General features: G+C 68.4%; 19 protein-coding genes. 4 read left to right on the forward strand and 15 right to left on the reverse strand.

Going from position 1 to position 15,763, the window contains the following annotated elements; translation table 11 throughout:
• Nucleotides 1-12: 12 nt before the first annotated feature.
• The 6 genes from IU449_RS09255 to IU449_RS09280 form a co-directional block, all read right to left on the reverse strand.
• Nucleotides 13-462, reverse strand: a complete 450-nt coding sequence (locus IU449_RS09255) for a DUF350 domain-containing protein (RefSeq protein ID WP_195001440.1) — start codon at nucleotides 460-462, stop codon at nucleotides 13-15.
• Nucleotides 463-522: 60 nt separating this feature from the next.
• On the reverse strand, nucleotides 523-1,689 hold the full coding sequence (locus tag IU449_RS09260) for a glutathionylspermidine synthase family protein (protein WP_195001441.1): 1,167 nt from the start codon (nucleotides 1,687-1,689) through the stop codon (nucleotides 523-525).
• Complete coding sequence (locus IU449_RS09265; RefSeq protein ID WP_228803848.1) at nucleotides 1,689-2,369, reverse strand: hypothetical protein; 681 nt, start codon at nucleotides 2,367-2,369, stop codon at nucleotides 1,689-1,691. Before IU449_RS09265 ends, IU449_RS09260 begins: the two co-directional genes overlap by 1 nt.
• Before the next feature lie 31 nt (nucleotides 2,370-2,400).
• Nucleotides 2,401-2,697, reverse strand: coding sequence for an acylphosphatase (locus IU449_RS09270; RefSeq protein ID WP_195001442.1), 297 nt, complete (start codon nucleotides 2,695-2,697; stop codon nucleotides 2,401-2,403).
• 76 nt (nucleotides 2,698-2,773) lie between these two features.
• On the reverse strand, nucleotides 2,774-3,232 hold the full coding sequence (locus IU449_RS09275; RefSeq protein ID WP_195001443.1) for an OsmC family protein: 459 nt from the start codon (nucleotides 3,230-3,232) through the stop codon (nucleotides 2,774-2,776).
• 168 nt (nucleotides 3,233-3,400) lie between these two features.
• Nucleotides 3,401-3,589 carry a hypothetical protein gene (locus tag IU449_RS09280; protein WP_195001444.1) on the reverse strand — a complete coding sequence of 63 codons (189 nt, stop codon included), beginning with the start codon at nucleotides 3,587-3,589 and terminating at the stop codon, nucleotides 3,401-3,403.
• Between the two features lie 510 nt (nucleotides 3,590-4,099).
• Here IU449_RS09280 and IU449_RS09285 point away from each other — a divergent pair.
• The 3 genes from IU449_RS09285 (at nucleotide 4,100) to IU449_RS09295 (ending at nucleotide 7,639) form a co-directional block, all read left to right on the forward strand.
• Complete coding sequence (locus IU449_RS09285; RefSeq protein ID WP_195002438.1) at nucleotides 4,100-5,233, forward strand: glycosyltransferase family 4 protein; 1,134 nt, start codon at nucleotides 4,100-4,102, stop codon at nucleotides 5,231-5,233.
• The gene (locus tag IU449_RS09290; protein WP_416382117.1) at nucleotides 5,230-7,365 is read left to right on the forward strand and encodes a glycogen debranching N-terminal domain-containing protein; all 2,136 of its coding nucleotides are present in this window, start codon (nucleotides 5,230-5,232) and stop codon (nucleotides 7,363-7,365) included. The genes IU449_RS09285 and IU449_RS09290 overlap by 4 nt, the downstream gene beginning before the upstream one ends.
• Nucleotides 7,366-7,438: 73 nt before the next feature.
• Nucleotides 7,439-7,639: a hypothetical protein gene (locus IU449_RS09295; protein WP_228803851.1), complete on the forward strand. Its 201-nt coding sequence runs from the start codon at nucleotides 7,439-7,441 to the stop codon at nucleotides 7,637-7,639.
• A 13-nt stretch (nucleotides 7,640-7,652) separates the two neighbouring features.
• Here IU449_RS09295 and IU449_RS09300 read toward each other — a convergent pair whose 3' ends face one another.
• From IU449_RS09300 to IU449_RS09335, 8 genes are all read right to left on the reverse strand, one after another.
• A complete protein-coding gene (locus IU449_RS09300) occupies nucleotides 7,653-9,167 on the reverse strand; it encodes a PstS family phosphate ABC transporter substrate-binding protein (protein WP_228803853.1) in 1,515 nt (504 codons plus the stop codon).
• Nucleotides 9,168-9,290: 123 nt separating this feature from the next.
• Nucleotides 9,291-10,355: a PHP domain-containing protein gene (locus IU449_RS09305; RefSeq protein ID WP_195001445.1), complete on the reverse strand. Its 1,065-nt coding sequence runs from the start codon at nucleotides 10,353-10,355 to the stop codon at nucleotides 9,291-9,293.
• Complete coding sequence (locus IU449_RS09310) at nucleotides 10,356-10,937, reverse strand: dihydrofolate reductase family protein (protein WP_195001446.1); 582 nt, start codon at nucleotides 10,935-10,937, stop codon at nucleotides 10,356-10,358.
• Nucleotides 10,938-11,094: 157 nt separating this feature from the next.
• Nucleotides 11,095-11,985: a bifunctional DNA-formamidopyrimidine glycosylase/DNA-(apurinic or apyrimidinic site) lyase gene (gene mutM / locus IU449_RS09315; protein ID WP_195001447.1), complete on the reverse strand. Its 891-nt coding sequence runs from the start codon at nucleotides 11,983-11,985 to the stop codon at nucleotides 11,095-11,097.
• Between the two features lies 1 nt (nucleotide 11,986).
• Nucleotides 11,987-12,709: a ribonuclease III gene (rnc, locus tag IU449_RS09320; protein ID WP_195001448.1), complete on the reverse strand. Its 723-nt coding sequence runs from the start codon at nucleotides 12,707-12,709 to the stop codon at nucleotides 11,987-11,989.
• A gap of 23 nt (nucleotides 12,710-12,732) precedes the next feature.
• Nucleotides 12,733-12,915 (reverse strand): 50S ribosomal protein L32, encoded by a 183-nt coding sequence (gene rpmF, locus IU449_RS09325; protein ID WP_084495052.1) that lies wholly within the window; start codon nucleotides 12,913-12,915, stop codon nucleotides 12,733-12,735.
• A 63-nt stretch (nucleotides 12,916-12,978) separates the two neighbouring features.
• Nucleotides 12,979-13,602, reverse strand: a complete 624-nt coding sequence (locus tag IU449_RS09330; protein WP_195002442.1) for a YceD family protein — start codon at nucleotides 13,600-13,602, stop codon at nucleotides 12,979-12,981.
• Nucleotides 13,603-13,701: 99 nt separating this feature from the next.
• Complete coding sequence (locus tag IU449_RS09335) at nucleotides 13,702-14,448, reverse strand: DivIVA domain-containing protein (RefSeq protein WP_195001449.1); 747 nt, start codon at nucleotides 14,446-14,448, stop codon at nucleotides 13,702-13,704.
• A 230-nt stretch (nucleotides 14,449-14,678) separates the two neighbouring features.
• On the opposite strand from IU449_RS09335, the gene IU449_RS09340 reads away from it, so the two are divergent.
• Nucleotides 14,679-15,233 (forward strand): GtrA family protein, encoded by a 555-nt coding sequence (locus tag IU449_RS09340; RefSeq protein ID WP_195001450.1) that lies wholly within the window; start codon nucleotides 14,679-14,681, stop codon nucleotides 15,231-15,233.
• 44 nt (nucleotides 15,234-15,277) lie between these two features.
• Here IU449_RS09340 and coaD read toward each other — a convergent pair whose 3' ends face one another.
• A complete protein-coding gene (gene coaD / locus IU449_RS09345; protein WP_195001451.1) occupies nucleotides 15,278-15,763 on the reverse strand; it encodes a pantetheine-phosphate adenylyltransferase in 486 nt (161 codons plus the stop codon).

A 15,763-nucleotide genomic window follows, 5' to 3' on the forward strand; every position in this document is an offset into this window, starting at 1 on the left:
GCACCGGGCCGATCAGAGGATGGCTACGGCGACCACGAGGCCGAGCGCGAAGTGCGCGGCGGCGACCACGAGCACCTCGGTGGTACGGACGTCGGAGTGCAACGCCGCGCCGATGTCGATGCCGAACACCCGCTCGAGCACCCGCACCGAGATGACCTGCGCGACGATGCCCACCAAGCCGAAGACCAGCGCGGCGATCAGCCCTTCGGAGAGCTTGCCCGCCGAGGAGTAGATGGCCAGCACCACGATGAAAGCCATGCTCACCAGGCCGGCGGCGGTGACGATGATCGCGTTGGGCTTGCCCTCGGCGACGAGTCCGCGCAGGTGGCCGGGGGTGGTCAGGTCGATGGCGTAGAAGCCGACGAGCATCAGCACCAATCCGACGACGGCGTAGAGGAGGATGGCGCCCACGCCCTCGCCGAGCGCGCTCCAGTACCCCGATTCGAGGGCGACTGCGGTCATCGTGAACCTTTCCGGAAAATGTGGCGTACGAAGTGGATCAGAGTCGGCCGGTGTGCGGGACTAGCCGGTGGGAATACGGTGCGGGACGAAGGCGGCACCGTCGTCGGTGATCAGGCCCGCCGATTCGCGGATGCCGAGCCCGGCCGAATCGTCACCGACCATCCAGGCGCCGAGTACCGGTCGCATGCCGTCGAATTCGGGCAGTGGGTCGAGCAGTTGGTAGACGTACCCCTCGGCGCCGTACACGCCGCCGGTGGCGGTTTCCATGCCCGCCCCGACGATGGTCATGTTCGCGCCTTCCCGCCCGAGCTTGGGTTTGCGGATGTACTCGGTGAGTTCGTGTGGTTCGTCGAGATAGGTGGGCAGCAGGTTCGGATGCCCGGGATACATCTCCCACAGCACCGCGAGGATCGCCTTGTTGCTCAGCAGCGCTTTCCACAGCGGTTCGATCCAGCCGGTGGCGGGCAGGCTCGTGACCACACGCTTGCCGAATTCGTCGTCGAGCACCCATTCCCACGGGTAGAGCTTGAAGATCGATTCGATCGGCGCTTCGGCGAGATCGACGAACCGCTCGAGTTCGGTGTCCCAGCCGATCTCCTCGATCGGCAGCGCGATGGTGTCGAACCCGGCTTCGGCGGCGGTCTCCTGCATGTAGGCGGTCGTGACATTGTCCTCCCCGGAGGCATCGGCGCTCGACCAGGCGAAATGCAACTGCGAATCCGTCGCCTGCTTGCGCAGCTCGCCCCAGCGCTCGACCAATTTCTCGTGCAGGGAGTTCCACTGATCGTCGCCGGGGTGGGTGTCGGTCAGCCAATGCCACTGCACGATCGCGGCTTCCAGCAGCGAGGTGGGGGTATCGGCGTTGTACTCCAGCAGTTTGGCCGGGCGCCTGGCGTCGTAGCGCAGGTCGAAGCGTCCGTAGACGTAGGCGTCGCCGCGCCGCCAGGACTCGGCGATCGGCCCCCAACTCCACTCCGGCAGGCCGAAGTCGGCGAATCGTTCGGTGAGCACGACGTGTTCGACGGCATGCAGGCACATCGAGTGCAGCAGTTCGACATCGGCTTCCAGCGCCAGAATCTCGTCCATGTCGAACTCGTAGTACACCGATTCGTCCCAGTAGGGGCGCGGCGCGCCATCGGCGTAGCGGCCCGGCGCACCGTAGACCAGGCCCTGTTCTTCGATGATGTGCTGCCAGCCGGGACGGGGCGTACCCCGCATCCGTCGCATCAGGAACCACCGCCGGTGCTCTTGCTACCCAGGCCGCCGCGCTGAATCGTGGTGCCGGACTTGGTGGTGATGTCGGCGCCCTTGGGTCTGATCGTGGTGCCGCCGAGGGGCGGTTTGCCGATGGTGTTGTTGCCGCCGTAGTAATAGCGGTACTGCGGGCCGCTGCCCAGGATGATCAAGGCGCCTGCGCCACCGTTGTCGTCGACGAACCCGCTCTGCCCCGGAGTGCAGTACCGATCCTCGACCACGACTTCCTGGCCGTTCTCCGTCTTCACGCAATAGGCGGTCACATCGGGCGCGCTGAGTGCACGGTAGGCGAGATAGCCGCCGCCGACCAGGCCGGCCACGCCGACGATGGCAACGCCGCCGATCAGTACCCGGTTGCGAGTGCGGCGCTTGGCTTCCGCCGCGGCGGCCGCGGCGCGCGCCCGCCCTTCGGCCTCTCTACGGGCCTTGTCCCTGGCGCGGGCTTCGGCAACCGTGGGCGGGCGCGGCTGGGTGACTCCCGGCTCCTGCCTGTGCACACTGCCCGCGAACTGCTGCCGAGGCTTGTCGGGCGCGTTTCCGAGGGGCGGATTCTCGTCCGGCACATTGAGTTGCGGCTGCTGGCGATCGGGCTGTCGCGCGTCCTCGGGGCCGAAGTCCTGTGGAGTGCCGTCCCCCTGCCCCGGCGTATTCACCGCCGGCTCCCCGACGGCATCGCACTTTCCACTAGCGCTCCTCGAATCCGGTGAAATCTCCCCGCGGGGTCTCCCAGCTTTCCACAACCAGATCGACCCGGCCAGGCGTTCGGCCCGAACGTAGCAGGTCGAGCAACCGATCGCAGTTCGCCCGCGACCCTTCGGCAACCACGTGGACCCGGCCGTCGGCGGCATTGCGCGCGTATCCGGTCACTCCGAGTTCGAGAGCGCGCGAACGGGTCCACCACCGGAACCCGACACCCTGCACCTGCCCGTGCACCCAGGCGACCAGACGCACCGGGGCACCCGTGTCCTCGCGTTCACTCATGCCCGACAGCATGCCGGGCGTGGGACACCGGTGGGGCAGCGGGTCGCTCACCCACGAGCGAGCGCGCGCGGCGGGCTCACAGTGTGTCGACGTCGAACGACAGTGTCACCTTGCTGCCGGCTTTCAGGGTGCGCCCGACAGTGCACACCTTGTCGATCGCCCGCTGCACGGTCACCAGCAGGCGCTCGCGCTCCTGCGCGTCGAGTTCGCTGAGGTCCAGTTCGAAGATCTCGTCGAGCTGCGGGTACACCTCGTTCTCCCGGTCGGGGTCGCCGGAGACCCGGATGGTGGCGTCGAAGTTGTCGCCGAGTTTGCGGGAGAGCGGGAAGTCGGCGCTGAGGCCGGAGCAGGCGGCCAGCGCGATCTTGAGCAGTTCACCCGGGGTGAAGGCGCCCGGCACGCCCTGCGAGGCGATCTTCACCTCCGCGCCGCGAGAACTGCGGCCGGTGTAGGCCCTGGTGCCGGTGCGTTCGACCCAGAGCGTGGTCGGCGCGTCGGTCGCGGTGGTAGCAGCGGTCGCGGTCGGTTCAGCCATAGCGTGAATCCTGCCATTCGTGTCCTGACCGCCCGTGTCGAGATCGGCCCACACCCGGCAACACCGGACGAACCGGCGGGCATTCCGCGAGCGGCCGACGCCACACGCGCACGCCGCGCTGCCGCGAGTGCGGTGCCGCGCACAGGCGGCACCGCACTCGACGCGGACCTAGTGGCGGCGCTGGGAGGCAGCGCCACGGGCGCGGCCGTGCGCGCGCGGGTCGATGTGCTCGACGGGCGCGGCACCCGCGGTGTCGGGGCTGCTGAAGACCGGGCGCGGCACCGCGGCCACGGACACGGTCTGGTTCTGTTCCTGCGTCGCGAGATGGCTGAACGACGGAAGGTCATCATGCGTCATGGGGACGCTCCTGTCCCGGCGAGACAGCGGCCGGATCGCAATTCGGAGGCGGCACGGCCACGTCGGCGGTGCGCTCGGAAATCCCCCGAATACCACCACCCTACGCGGTAGCCGTCCGATTCGCCCGCATCCCGCGCAAACCCGAGGTCCGCGCGGCGCACCACAAGGCCGCTGATGGTCACGCGACCGATATTCCAGCACCATTCCAGCTATCGCTTGGATAACAAACAGATAACGACACGCCAGGTGGGACGGTTGAGCCGCTCGTCACGCGGTACCACGGCGTCGGCCCCCTCTGATCGTGACATGCGTCACGACAAGCCTCGAGTGACGGAGACGGACCACATTTCGGCGCCCGGCACTCGGAAGTTGCCGGGTGAAGCGAGTGCCAACGGTTGTGTCCCTGGAAGGAGGGTCATGAGCGCAGCGTTCTCGGAGCCGGTAGCGGTGTCACGTACCGCCACGGACCTTGTGTCGATCGATCATCTCGGTAGCGAATTGCACATTGCCATGGTCGTTCCACCCTATTTCGACGTTCCCCCCAAGGCCTACGGCGGTGTCGAGGCCGTCGTCGCCGATCTCGTCGACTCCCTGGTCGATCGCGGCCACCGGGTCACCCTGATCGGCGCGGGCGAGCCGGGCACCAAGGGCGATCTGGTCACCGTCTGGGACCGGATCCTGCCCGAGCGTCTCGGCGAGCCGTTCCCCGAAGTCGTGCACGCGCTGAAGGTGCGCCGGGCCATCGAACGCCTGATGGTCACCGAGGGCGTGGATCTCGTGCACGATCACACCTTCGCCGGCCCGCTCAACGCACCGGTCTACCGCGCGCTCGGGCTGCCGACCGTGATCACCGTGCACGGACCGGTCGAAGACGATTCCTACTGCTATTACCGCGAACTCGGCGACGATGTGGCGCTGGTGGCGATCAGCGACAGGCAGCGCGCGCTGGCGCCGGAACTGCCGTGGGTCGGCCGGGTGCACAACGCGCTGCGGGTCAGCGAATGGCCGTATCGGACCGACAAGGAAGACTACGCGCTGTTTCTCGGGCGCTTCAACGAGTGCAAGGCACCGCATCTGGCGCTGGAGGCGGCGCACGCGGCGGGCATCCCGCTGGTCTTGGCGGGCAAGTGCAGTGAACCGCCGGAGCAGGCCTACTTCGAGGAGTACGTGCGCCCACTGCTCACCGAGCGCGATCACGTATTCGGCCTCGCCGACGCGGCCGCCAAGCGTAAACTTCTTTCCGGCGCACGGTGCCTGCTGTTCCCGATCCGCTGGGAGGAGCCCTTCGGGATGGTCATGATCGAATCGATGGTCTGTGGAACCCCGGTGGTGGCGCTGCGCGGCGGCGCGGTCTCCGAAGTCCTGGTCGACGGCGTGACCGGGCGCATCTGCGACGACCCGGCCGAACTGCCCGGCGCGATCGAGGAAGTGCGCTCGATCGATCCGGCGGCATGCCGCGCCCATGTCCTCGAGAATTTCGACGCCGCCGAAACACTCGGCCGCGGCTACGAACAGGTCTACCGCAGGCTGCTGCTGGCCGAAGCAGTCGCCGGCGCCGGTGATTCGGTGGCACGGGCGTTCGGCGCCCCACAGCTGACCGCCCCGAAGCGGGTGCGCGCGGTCACCGCGGGCGGGCCCGCGTGAGTATGGCGGAATCCCCAGGCGGCCCCTCGCCGCTGAACTCTGGCGAGGCGGCCGGTTTCGGCGGCTCCGGTTCGGTGACCTTGGTGGAAGGCTCCACCTTCTGCCTGTCGAACCGGATGGGTGACGTCGAACCCGGCCGCCCGCACGGGTTGTTCTTCCGGGACGCGCGTGTGGTGTCCCGCTGGGAGTTGCTCGTCGACGGCAAACCCGCCGAATCGTTGTCGGTGTTCAGCCCGGAAGCTTTCACGGCCCGATTCGTCCTGCGCAGGCCGCCGCAGGCGGGTCTGGCCGACAGCACACTGCTCGTGGTACGTGAGCGCATCGTCGCCGAAGGCATGCACGAGACGCTGATCCTGGAGAACATGGGCCGCGAGCCGACCGCGGTCACGCTGGAACTGAACGTCGATGCCGATTTCGTGGATCTGTTCGCGGTGAAAGAGGGTCGTGCGGGCCATCATCGCGCCGAGGTGACCGTGGCCGACGGCGAACTGCTGCTGCAGGATCGGGTCGATCGGATGCGCGGGCTGTCGGTCTCGGCCAGCGTCGAACCGATCGTGTTGCCGGGCACACTGACCTGGCGCGCGGTCGTCCCGGTCGGCGGCAGCTGGCAGACCGAGATCATCGCCCAGCCCACACTGGGCAATCAGCGGGTGCAGACCGCGGTCTCGCCCGGCGAGCACTACGGCGTCAGCGCGCCCGGCCGCAAGATCGAGGCGTGGCGCGACACCGCCACCGACATCGTCGCCGCCGATCCCGTGCTGATGCAGGTGTTGCGCCGCACCGAAAGCGATTTGGGCGCTCTACAGATCCACGACGACTCCGGTGAGAGCAGGCCCTTCGTCGCCGCAGGCGCGCCATGGTTCATGACCCTGTTCGGCCGCGACAGTCTGCTCACCGCGTGGATGGCGCTGCCGCTGGCGGTCGATCTGGCGCTGGGCACACTCCAGCAGCTGGCCGAATTGCAGGGCCGCGCCGTCGATCCCCTCACCGAGGAGGAGCCGGGGCGGATCATGCACGAGATGCGCCGCGGCCCGGCCGGCGGACAGGTGCTCGGAGGGCACATCTACTACGGAACAGTCGACGCGACCCCACTTTTCGTCATGCTGCTGGCCGAATGTCACCGCTGGGGCGCCGACGAGGACGCCATCCGCCGGTTGCTGCCCGCGGCCGATGCCGCGGTGGACTGGATCACCCGCTACGGCGACCGCGACGGCGACGGGTTCGTCGAGTACCGGCGCGCCACCGACCGGGGCCTGATCAACCAGGGCTGGAAGGACAGCTTCGACGGGATCAACGATGCCGAAGGGCATCTGGCCGAGGCGCCGATAGCGTTGTGCGAGGTGCAGGGTTACGTGCACGCGGCGCTGCTGGCGCGCGCCGAACTGGCCGACGCCTTCGGGGAGGCGCCCCTGGGCAGCGCACTGCGTGAGCGGGCGGCCGTACTACGGGTGAAGTTCGGCGAGCAGTTCTGGCTACCCGAACGCGGCTGGTACGCGGTGGCATTGGACGGCTCGAAACGCCGGGTCGACGCGCTGACCAGCAATGCCGCGCACTGCCTGTGGGCGGGCATCGCCGAGGACGACCATGTCGCCGAACTCGTGCGCCGATTGTCCGGCCCGGAAATGGACAGCGGATTCGGGCTGCGCACTCTGGCCTCGTCGATGGGCGCGTTCAATCCGATGAGCTATCACTGCGGTTCGGTTTGGCCGCACGACACCGCCATCGGGGTGGCGGGGCTGCTGCGCTATGGGCACGTGCCCGGCGCGGTGGAACTGGCCACCCGGCTGGCGACCGGACTGCTGGACGCCGCCGCGGCTTTCGACGGCAGGTTGCCGGAGTTGTTCTGTGGATTCTCGCGCTCCCGGTTCGCCGTGCCGGTGCCCTACCCCACCTCGTGTTCGCCGCAGGCCTGGGCCAGTGCCGCACCGCTGCTGCTGGTGCGCGCGTTCCTCGGACTCGAACCGGACGTGCCCGCCCGTACCATCACCCTGTGCCCGCGCCTGCCCGCCGAGTGGGGCCGGATCTCGCTGACCGAGCTACGCCTGGGCGAGGTCACCGTCGACCTGGAAGCCGAAGGCGACCAGGTGATCTCCGCCCGAGTCCCGCGGGACTGGCAGTTGATCACCGAATAGCGAACACGCCGATCCACGTTCGTACACTCCCGACCGGCCGGGTACCCCCGGACGATCCCACCGAACTGGAGTCATGATGCAGACGTCACTGGACAGGCTCGACCTCTGGGGTTCCGGCCACCGTGACTGCGCGGTGGCCCCCACCGACCTCACTCCCGATCTCGCCCGGTTCCTGCGCGCAGTCCACGCCGGCCACGGTCCGGAGTGCACCCAGTATCTGGCGGCCGCGGCCTACCTCGACGCCCTCCGAGCCGAGTCCGCGCCGCACACCTGAACTCGCGGCGAGGTCAGGATCTCGGGGCGCAGGTACCCGGGTCGACAGCCCTACCGGAACACGGTTCGTTGCCCAGAGCACGCAACACCTCCGTGCCCGGCCCCACGGTGATGTAGTGCAGGAAGCTCGCGATCGCCGAGCCGACTGGCGGATCACCGTGCGTGTAGACGTATTCCACGCCCCAGAACGGGTAGTCGCCGTCGACGGCAGCCTGCCGGTCCGGGGCCACGCCGCCGAGGGCGATCACCCGCATGCCCGCCCGCCGCGCCTCCGCGAGTTCGCTGTACCCGATCGCCCCGGGAATGTCCCGCACGGCATCGTGCATGTCCCTGGTGACGGATGCCACGCAGTAGGTGCCCTCGGTGTTCTCCAGCGACCGACAACTACGGTGTTCGCGCAGCTGCTGAGTACCGTCGAGCAGCGCGTCGGCGAAGATCGCCCGGCTACCGGATCCCGGGACCCGATCGACGACCACCACCGGCAGATCCGGACCCCCGAGCTCGCGCCAGTTCGTCACCCGCCCCTGGTAGATGTCGCGGACCTGCGCGACGGTGAGGTCGTCGACGGCCACCTCCGCGTGCACGAACACGCCGTAGACCGCCAGTGCCACAGCGCGTGCCCGGAATGCCGTGTAGCCCGGTCCCTTGGGCCCGTCCCCGAAAGCCACCACGGCGCCGTCCGGCCCTACTTCCGACAGCCGATCCAGACCGCGCTCGGTGCCGTCGAAGTCATAGGTGAATCGGACGTCACGGCACCGCTTCTCGTACTGCCCAGCGGCTTCGCGGATGACCGGTTCGAATGCCGAGGACCCGGTCAGGTTCACCGCGCCCGCGGCGCAGTCCAGCGGCATCGGCGGCTCCTCGACCATCGCCACCGCGAACTGGCCGACGATGACGGCCACCAGGAAGCCGGTCAATACCACCATCGCGCGTGGCACGCCGGTCCGACTGCGGGTCTCGGCGATCCGGCCGCCACGGAGATTGCCTTCCAGGACCGGCTGCTCGTGCTCGGGCGCCCGCGCGGCGCGGTCGAGAATCGCCAAGATCTTGTAGTGCTCACCACGGTTCAGCGGCACCTTGGGCAGATCGATGACCCCTACGCGACCGCCGTTCTCCTCCCGGACCGCGATACCGGAGTGTTCGTCGAGGCAGTCACGCAGTGCCTGGTCGCTGAGTTCGGTGACGGCCATGCCGACCACCCGGCGGTTCGGAAAACGCAGGTGCAGACCGACGTTCTCGCCCGGCGCGAGATAGTCGCCGCGTTCGATCGTCGTCGTGCCGCTGTTCTCGATACGCACCAGCACCACCGACAGATCGCGCAGCGCCGACGCCGTCGTCGGTTGGACGGGTCGCAATCGTCCGAGGACGCCGGGAAAGACCGACTCGACCTCGCCCGTGACGGGCGTGTCCATCTGGACCCGGTAGCCGATCCTGCGCCTGCCGGCGACGACGAACTCCCACACGAACGCGGCGACCGGAACGGCGATGCCGACGACCGCCAGTACGGTGTCGAGCGGAAACTCCCCCAACAACTGCCCTCCCCGCCCCCGGAACGAATCGTCCGCATATTCTCGGACCGCGACGGCACGAAATGTGCTGTGTCAGGGAAGAATTCGATCGGAGTTCACCAGGCGGCAAACCCGTCCCGGCGTTCAGCCCTCCGACGCGCCCGCCCAGGCGAGCAGTTCGTCCACCGGCCAGGTGTTGATCACTCGCTCGGGCGGCACGCCGATGGCGACGGCGCGTTCACACCCGTAGCCCTGCCAGTCCAGCTGCCCCGGCGCGTGAGCGTCGGTGTCGATCGAGAACAGACAGCCCAGCTCCACGGCCAGGGTCATGAGCCGGGTGGGCGGATCGCGGCGCTCGGGGCGGCAATTGATCTCGACGGCGGTGCCGTATTGCCTGCACGCTTCGAAGACCACCTCGGCGTCGAACCGTGATTCCGGCCGGGTGCCGCGACCGCCGGTGACCAGCCGTCCTGTGCAGTGCCCGAGCACGTCCACGTTCGGGTTCGCCACCGCGTAGACCATGCGCTGGGTCATCGCCGCCGATTCGGCACGCAGGTGCGAATGCACGCTGGCCACCACGATGTCGAGTTCGGCGAGCAGGTCGGCACGCTGATCCAGCGTGCCGTCGTCGAGGATGTCGACCTCGATTCCGGTCAGGATACGGAACGGGGCGAGCTGTTCGTTGAGCTCCGCGACCACGTCGAGCTGCCTGCGCAGCCGGTCGGCGGACAACCCGTTGGCCACCGTCAGTCGCGGAGAATGGTCGGTGAGCGCGCAGTACTCGTGCCCGAGGGCCGCCGCGACGCGCATCATCTCCTCGATCGGACTTCCGCCGTCGGACCAGTCCGAATGGGTGTGCAGATCGCCGCGCAACAGCGCACGGAGCGGTGCGCCGGGCGCGCCGATCGGTTGTGCGCGGCGGCGCAGGTCGGCGAGCGGACCGGGCACCTCGCCCGCGGCCGCCTGCGCGATGACCGCGGCGGTCTTCGGGCCGATGCCGGGCAGGTCCTGCCATGAGTTCGCGGCTGTGTGAGCCGCGAACTCGGCATCGTCCAGCGCGGCCACCACATCGGCGGCCCGCCGGTAGGCCTTCACCCGATAGGTCTCGGCGCGCTGACGTTCGAGCCAGAACCCGATCTCCCGCAGTGTTTCCACCGGCCCCGGCGCGTGCGCCGCGGGCCCTGGGTCCGCTGGATCGGGTTCGGCCATCTAGCGGATCCTGCTGTACTTCAGGAAGGCGACGCCGTCTTCGAACACCCGGCTGGTGATCACCCGGAACTGCGCCGGCTCGGGCAGGCGCGGCCCCGAACCGAACAGCGACCGGCCCCGGCCGAGCACGATCGGATACAGCTTGAGGAAGATCTGATCGATCTCCGGCAGCAGCACCTGGGCCAGCTCACCGCCGCCGCACAACCAGATCCCCAGACCCTTCTCCCGTTTGAGTTCGCGCACCCGGGCCAGGGGGTCGGCGGAGATCACCTCGATCCCGACGCCGGGGCTCTCCGGCAGCGTGGTGGACACGACATACTGCCGCAGGTGCTCGTACGGGCTCGAGGTGCCGGTCCGCACCCCGAAGTCGTGCGTCTTGCGGCCCATCAACACGGTGTCGAACGACGCGTTGCGCTTGCTGATGCCCATCGATTCCCTGACCTTGGTGGGCAGGGTCTCGGGATACTGCGCCGCGATCGCCTGGCTGTGGTCGCCCCCGACGGGGAAGAAGTCGACCGACCCTTCCTCGGTGGCGATGAACCCGTCGATCGTCGAGGCGACGAAGTAGGTGAGCTTGCGCATTGTGTCCTTCCTCCGACGGCACACATCGTCGGCCGTTCGAGGCAACGGTATCTCGCGCGGCTCGGCCTCCGCGAGATCTTCGCCGACACCGTGCGCACGACCGCGACGAGGACGTCCCCGACCTTTCGATATGGCGGATATCGCGGGCGGACGCAGGTCAGCGGCGACGAGGCCGGGGCTGACAGCGGGGGCAGGAATACGACGAGCGATTCATGAACTTCTCCCGCCCGATCGGCGCACCGCACCGCCTGCACGGCTCGTCCTGCCTGCCGTAGACCGCGAGGGCGCGCTCGAAGTAGCCCGACTGCCCGTTGACGTCGACATACAGCGCGTCGAACGATGTCCCGCCCGCCGCCAAGGCGTCGTCCATGACCGCGCGCACCTCGGCGAGCAGCCCGCGCAACGCGGGCCGACTCAGCCCCGAGGCGAGACGGTTGCCGTTGATACGGGCCCGCCACAGCGATTCGTCGGCGTAGATGTTGCCGATCCCGGAGATCACCGTCTGGTCCAGCAGGACGCGTTTGATCTCGGAGTTCTTGGCGCGGATCGCGGTGACGGCGGCCTCGACGTCGAAGAGCGGATCCAGCGGGTCGCGGGCGATGTGCGCGACCGGTTCGGGGACGAGCGACCCGTCGACCTCCAGCAGCGGAGCCAGCGCCCAGCCACCGAAGGTGCGCTGATCGACGAACCGTAGTTCGGACCCATCGTCGAGAGCGGCGCGGATGTGCGCGTGCTTCTCCACGGGCGCGCCCGCGGGCTGGACGAGCATCTGACCGCTCATGCCCAGGTGCACGACGAGGGCCGCGTCCATGGCCGGTGAGCCGGCGGCGGAGGTGTCCGGCTCGTCGAAGGTGAGCCACAGATACTTGCCTCGACGGCAGGCGGCACGCACACGGCGACCGGCGATCCGGGCGGTCAGATCGGCCGCGCCCAGAATGTGCCTGCGCACCGAACGAGGGTGGGTGATGACGACCGACTCGACGACCCGACCGACCACATGCTCGGCCAGCCCACGCCGGACCACCTCGACCTCGGGAAGTTCGGGCACGTCAGGATTCGGCGGTCAGCGCCTGGTAGGCGGCGCCCGCGGCCTTCTGCTCGGCTTCCTTCTTGGAACGTCCGACACCCGTGCCGTAGGACTGGCCGCCGATCACCGTCGTCGCGGTGAATTCCTTGTCGTGATCGGGACCCGTCGAGGTGATCTCGTAGGCGGGTACGCCGAGGCCGCGCTCGGCGGTCAACTCCTGCAGGCTCGTCTTCCAGTCGAGCCCGGCGCCCATTCGGGGACCACGCTCGAGCAGTTCGGCGAAAAGCCGCAGCACCACACCACGTGCCACCTCGATGCCGTGCTCGAGGTGCACCGCGCCGAGCAGCGATTCCATACCGTCGGCGAGGATGCTCGGCTTGTCGCGGCCGCCGGTGAGCTCTTCGCCCTTACCGAGCAGCAGATGCACACCGAGACCACCCTCGCCGAGCCCGCGCGCGACTTCCGCGAGCGCGTGCATGTTGACCACGCTCGCGCGCAGCTTCGCCAACTCGCCCTCGGACTTGTCCGGGTGCTCGTGATAGAGCCGCTCGGTGATGCTGAGGCCCAGCACCGAGTCGCCCAGGAACTCCAGGCGTTCGTTGGTGGGCAGGCCGCCGTTCTCGTAGGCGTACGACCGGTGCGTCAGCGCCAAGCGCAGCAGATCCGGTCGTACGTCGACACCTAGCGCCTCGAGCAGACTCGCATGCTCACCGGACGAGCCGGCTTCGTCCTTGCTGGCCGTCACGTTCGATTACGGTGATCGAGCCGTCAGACGGCGGAAGTGACCTGGCGGCCCTTGTAGGTGCCGCAGGAAGGGCACGCGATGTGCGGCAGGGTCTTCTCACCGCAGGCCCGGTTCGGGCAGGTGATCAGAGTAGGCGCGACAGCCTTCCACTGGCTGCGCCGCGACCTGGTGTTGGAACGGGACATCCGGCGCTTGGGAACGGCCACGACTACTTCTCCTCTTGTCCTGTAACTTGCTCTGCCGGTGAACGGCTGACTTGGGGTCTTGCGTTATCGGTCTGACTCGGCGTCCGCGTCGGGACCGCCGTTACCAGGCGATTCGGGGGCGAATTTCGCCAGCCCGGCCCAGCGAGGGTCAAGTATCTCATGCCGGTGATCAGATCCCGCAATCGCCATCGCCACGCCGCATTCCGGGCACAGCCCGGCGCAGTCCGGCGAGCACAGCGGCTGCAACGGCAACTCGAGCCCGATGGTGTCGACGATCAGCGGTTCCAGATCGATGAGATCGTCGCTCATCCGATAGACCTCGTCGTCCTCGGTGGTCTGCTCGGTGGTGCTGTCCGGGTAGGCGAACAGCTCGGTGACCGGCAGGCTCACCTCGTCGGTGAACGTTTCGAGGCAACGCGAGCACTGCCCTTCGGTGGGCGCGGTCACCGTGCCGGTGACGAGTACGCCTTCGGACACCGCCTGCAACTGCAGATCCAGCTCGACTTCGGCGCCCACCGGAATGGCCACCAGGTCGAGCCCGATACGCCCCTCGGTGGTGACGGTGCGCCGCAACTCCCGCATCGTGCCGGGGCGACGGCCCAGGCTACGGACGTCCAGCACGAAACCCGCGTCGACGTGGTGCGAAGACGCCCCACGACGCGAGGTGGAACCGGAACCGGCGGACATCACGAACTCACTCACCTGTCGAAGGGGATGGGCAACCACCCCAGGGTACGTGGATGGGCCGCTCGAGCCAAAACCGAGCCGAGCGGCGGGACACCGTCGTCAGCGACGGTACTCGGCGGCATAGTCGGGGGTGCCCGCACCGCTGCGCAACTGGTGCCTGCCACGCCCGACGGTGCGCAACGTGCTGTTCAGCGTCTCCTCCAAGCCGGCCAGCGTCGAGTCGACGTAGTGGTCGCATTCGTCGCGCATCCGGTCGGCTTCGGCCTGGGCGGAGTCGATGAGCCGGGCGGATTCGGCGTGCGCGGCACGCACCACCTCGGTCTGGGCGACCAGCCTGGCCTGTTCGGCCTGGCCGTCGGCGACCGAGCGCTCGTAGGAGGCCTTGCCGGATTCGATCATCCGCTCCGACTCCACCCTGGCCCGTCCGGTGACCGCCTCGTACTCGGCTTTGGCCTCGGCGACGGTGCGATCCGCCTCGGCCTGGGCGGTGGCGACGAGATGGTCGGCGTGCGCACTCGCCTCGGCGACCATCCGGTCGGCATGCGCCTTGGCGTCGGCGAGGATGCGGTCGGCTTCGGCGCGAGCGCCGCCGACGGTCTCCCTGGCGTGCTCGTCGGCCGTGCTGACCGCTGTCTCGGCCGCGGACCGCGCGTCGTTGACGATCTTGTCCCGATGGTCGAGCACATCCTGGGCGTCGTCCAGTTCGCCGGGCAGCGCGTCGCGCACATCGTCGAGCAGGTCGAGCACGTCGCCGCGCGGGACGATGCAGTTGCGGGTCGGCGGAATGCCGCGCGCCTCTTCGACGATGGCCACCAGCTCGTCGAGCGCCTCGAATACCCGATACATGCTCACCAACCTCGTTCTCGTGCCGACCACGGACAGCTCGCCCACAGGCCAGTGTGCCCGCCGTCACCGGTTCTGCCGAGTCGATTCCCGGTGTGTCGGGCCTGATGTCTCGAAGAACACAGGCAAAACCGGCAATCAAGTGGAGCCTGATCCTCCACTTCGTGTACATTTCTTGACGAAGGACCGCCGACGTCGGCCGGTCCCGCGAGCAACGTTCGATCGGATTGACCATGACCGCTCTGGAACCAGCGCGCTCGGCAGCCATTCCTGCCTGCATGTACACGCCGTGGGCACCGTGGGCTGTGCCGAATCCGGCGGTCGTCCCGTCCTCGGCAGCCCGGCAGGCTGTCCAGGAGAGTCCCGCGGCTTCGCGACGGATACGAGTCGTTCACTACCTGCGCGGCGATCGCGCACTGCCGCAACTGGGACGCTTCGCCCTCGTCGGCGGCGCCAGCAATATCGCCTACGTGCTGTTGTTCGCGGCCATGTACGGCATGGGCTCGATCACCGCCAACATCGCCGGTTCGGCGGTGAGCACCGTGCTCGCCAACGAGCTGCATCGCCGGCTCACCTTCAGGGCCGCCGACCGGGTGCACTGGTTCACCGCGCAGTGGGAAGCCGGCGGACTGGCCGCGCTCGGCCTGGTGATCACCACCGCCGCGCTGGCAGCCATCGAGTTCTTCACGCCCGGCCTCGGCGGTGGAGCGCAAGCGGCGGCCGTCCTGGCGATCACCGCCGCTGTCGGCGGAATGCGTTTCCTCGCACTGCGCGGATTCGTCTTCTGAGTTCGGGCTCGGCGGTCGGTCACCGAGCCCACGCGTTCGGTAACTCAGCCCCGGCGTTCGGCGATGCGGTCGAGCAGGCGCTTGTGCACGATCGGGGGCAGCATGTCGGAGACATCGCCGCCATAGGTGGCTACCTCTTTGACCAGCGAGCTGGACAGGTAGCTGAACACCGGGTTGGTGGCGATGAAGAAGGTGTCCACACCGGACAGCTTCTTGTTCATCTGCGCCATCTGGAGTTCGTAGCCGAAGTCGGTGGCATCGCGCAGACCTTTGACGATGGCCGTGATGCCCTCTTCACGGGCGAAGTCGACGAGCAGCCCGCGCCAGGAAGCGACCCGGACGTTGGGCAGGTGCGCCGTGGTCTCGCGCAGCAGTTCCATCCGCTCCTCGACCCCGAACATGCCCTTCTTGTTCGGGTTCACCATGACGGTGATGACGACCTCGTCGAATTGCTCGGCCGCCCGGGCGAATACGTCGAGATGTCCGTTGGTCACCGGATCGAACGATCCGGGGCACAGTGCTCCAGCCAT

It is taken from the genome of Nocardia higoensis, from assembly GCF_015477835.1.
Lineage (GTDB): Bacteria > Actinomycetota > Actinomycetes > Mycobacteriales > Mycobacteriaceae > Nocardia > Nocardia higoensis_A.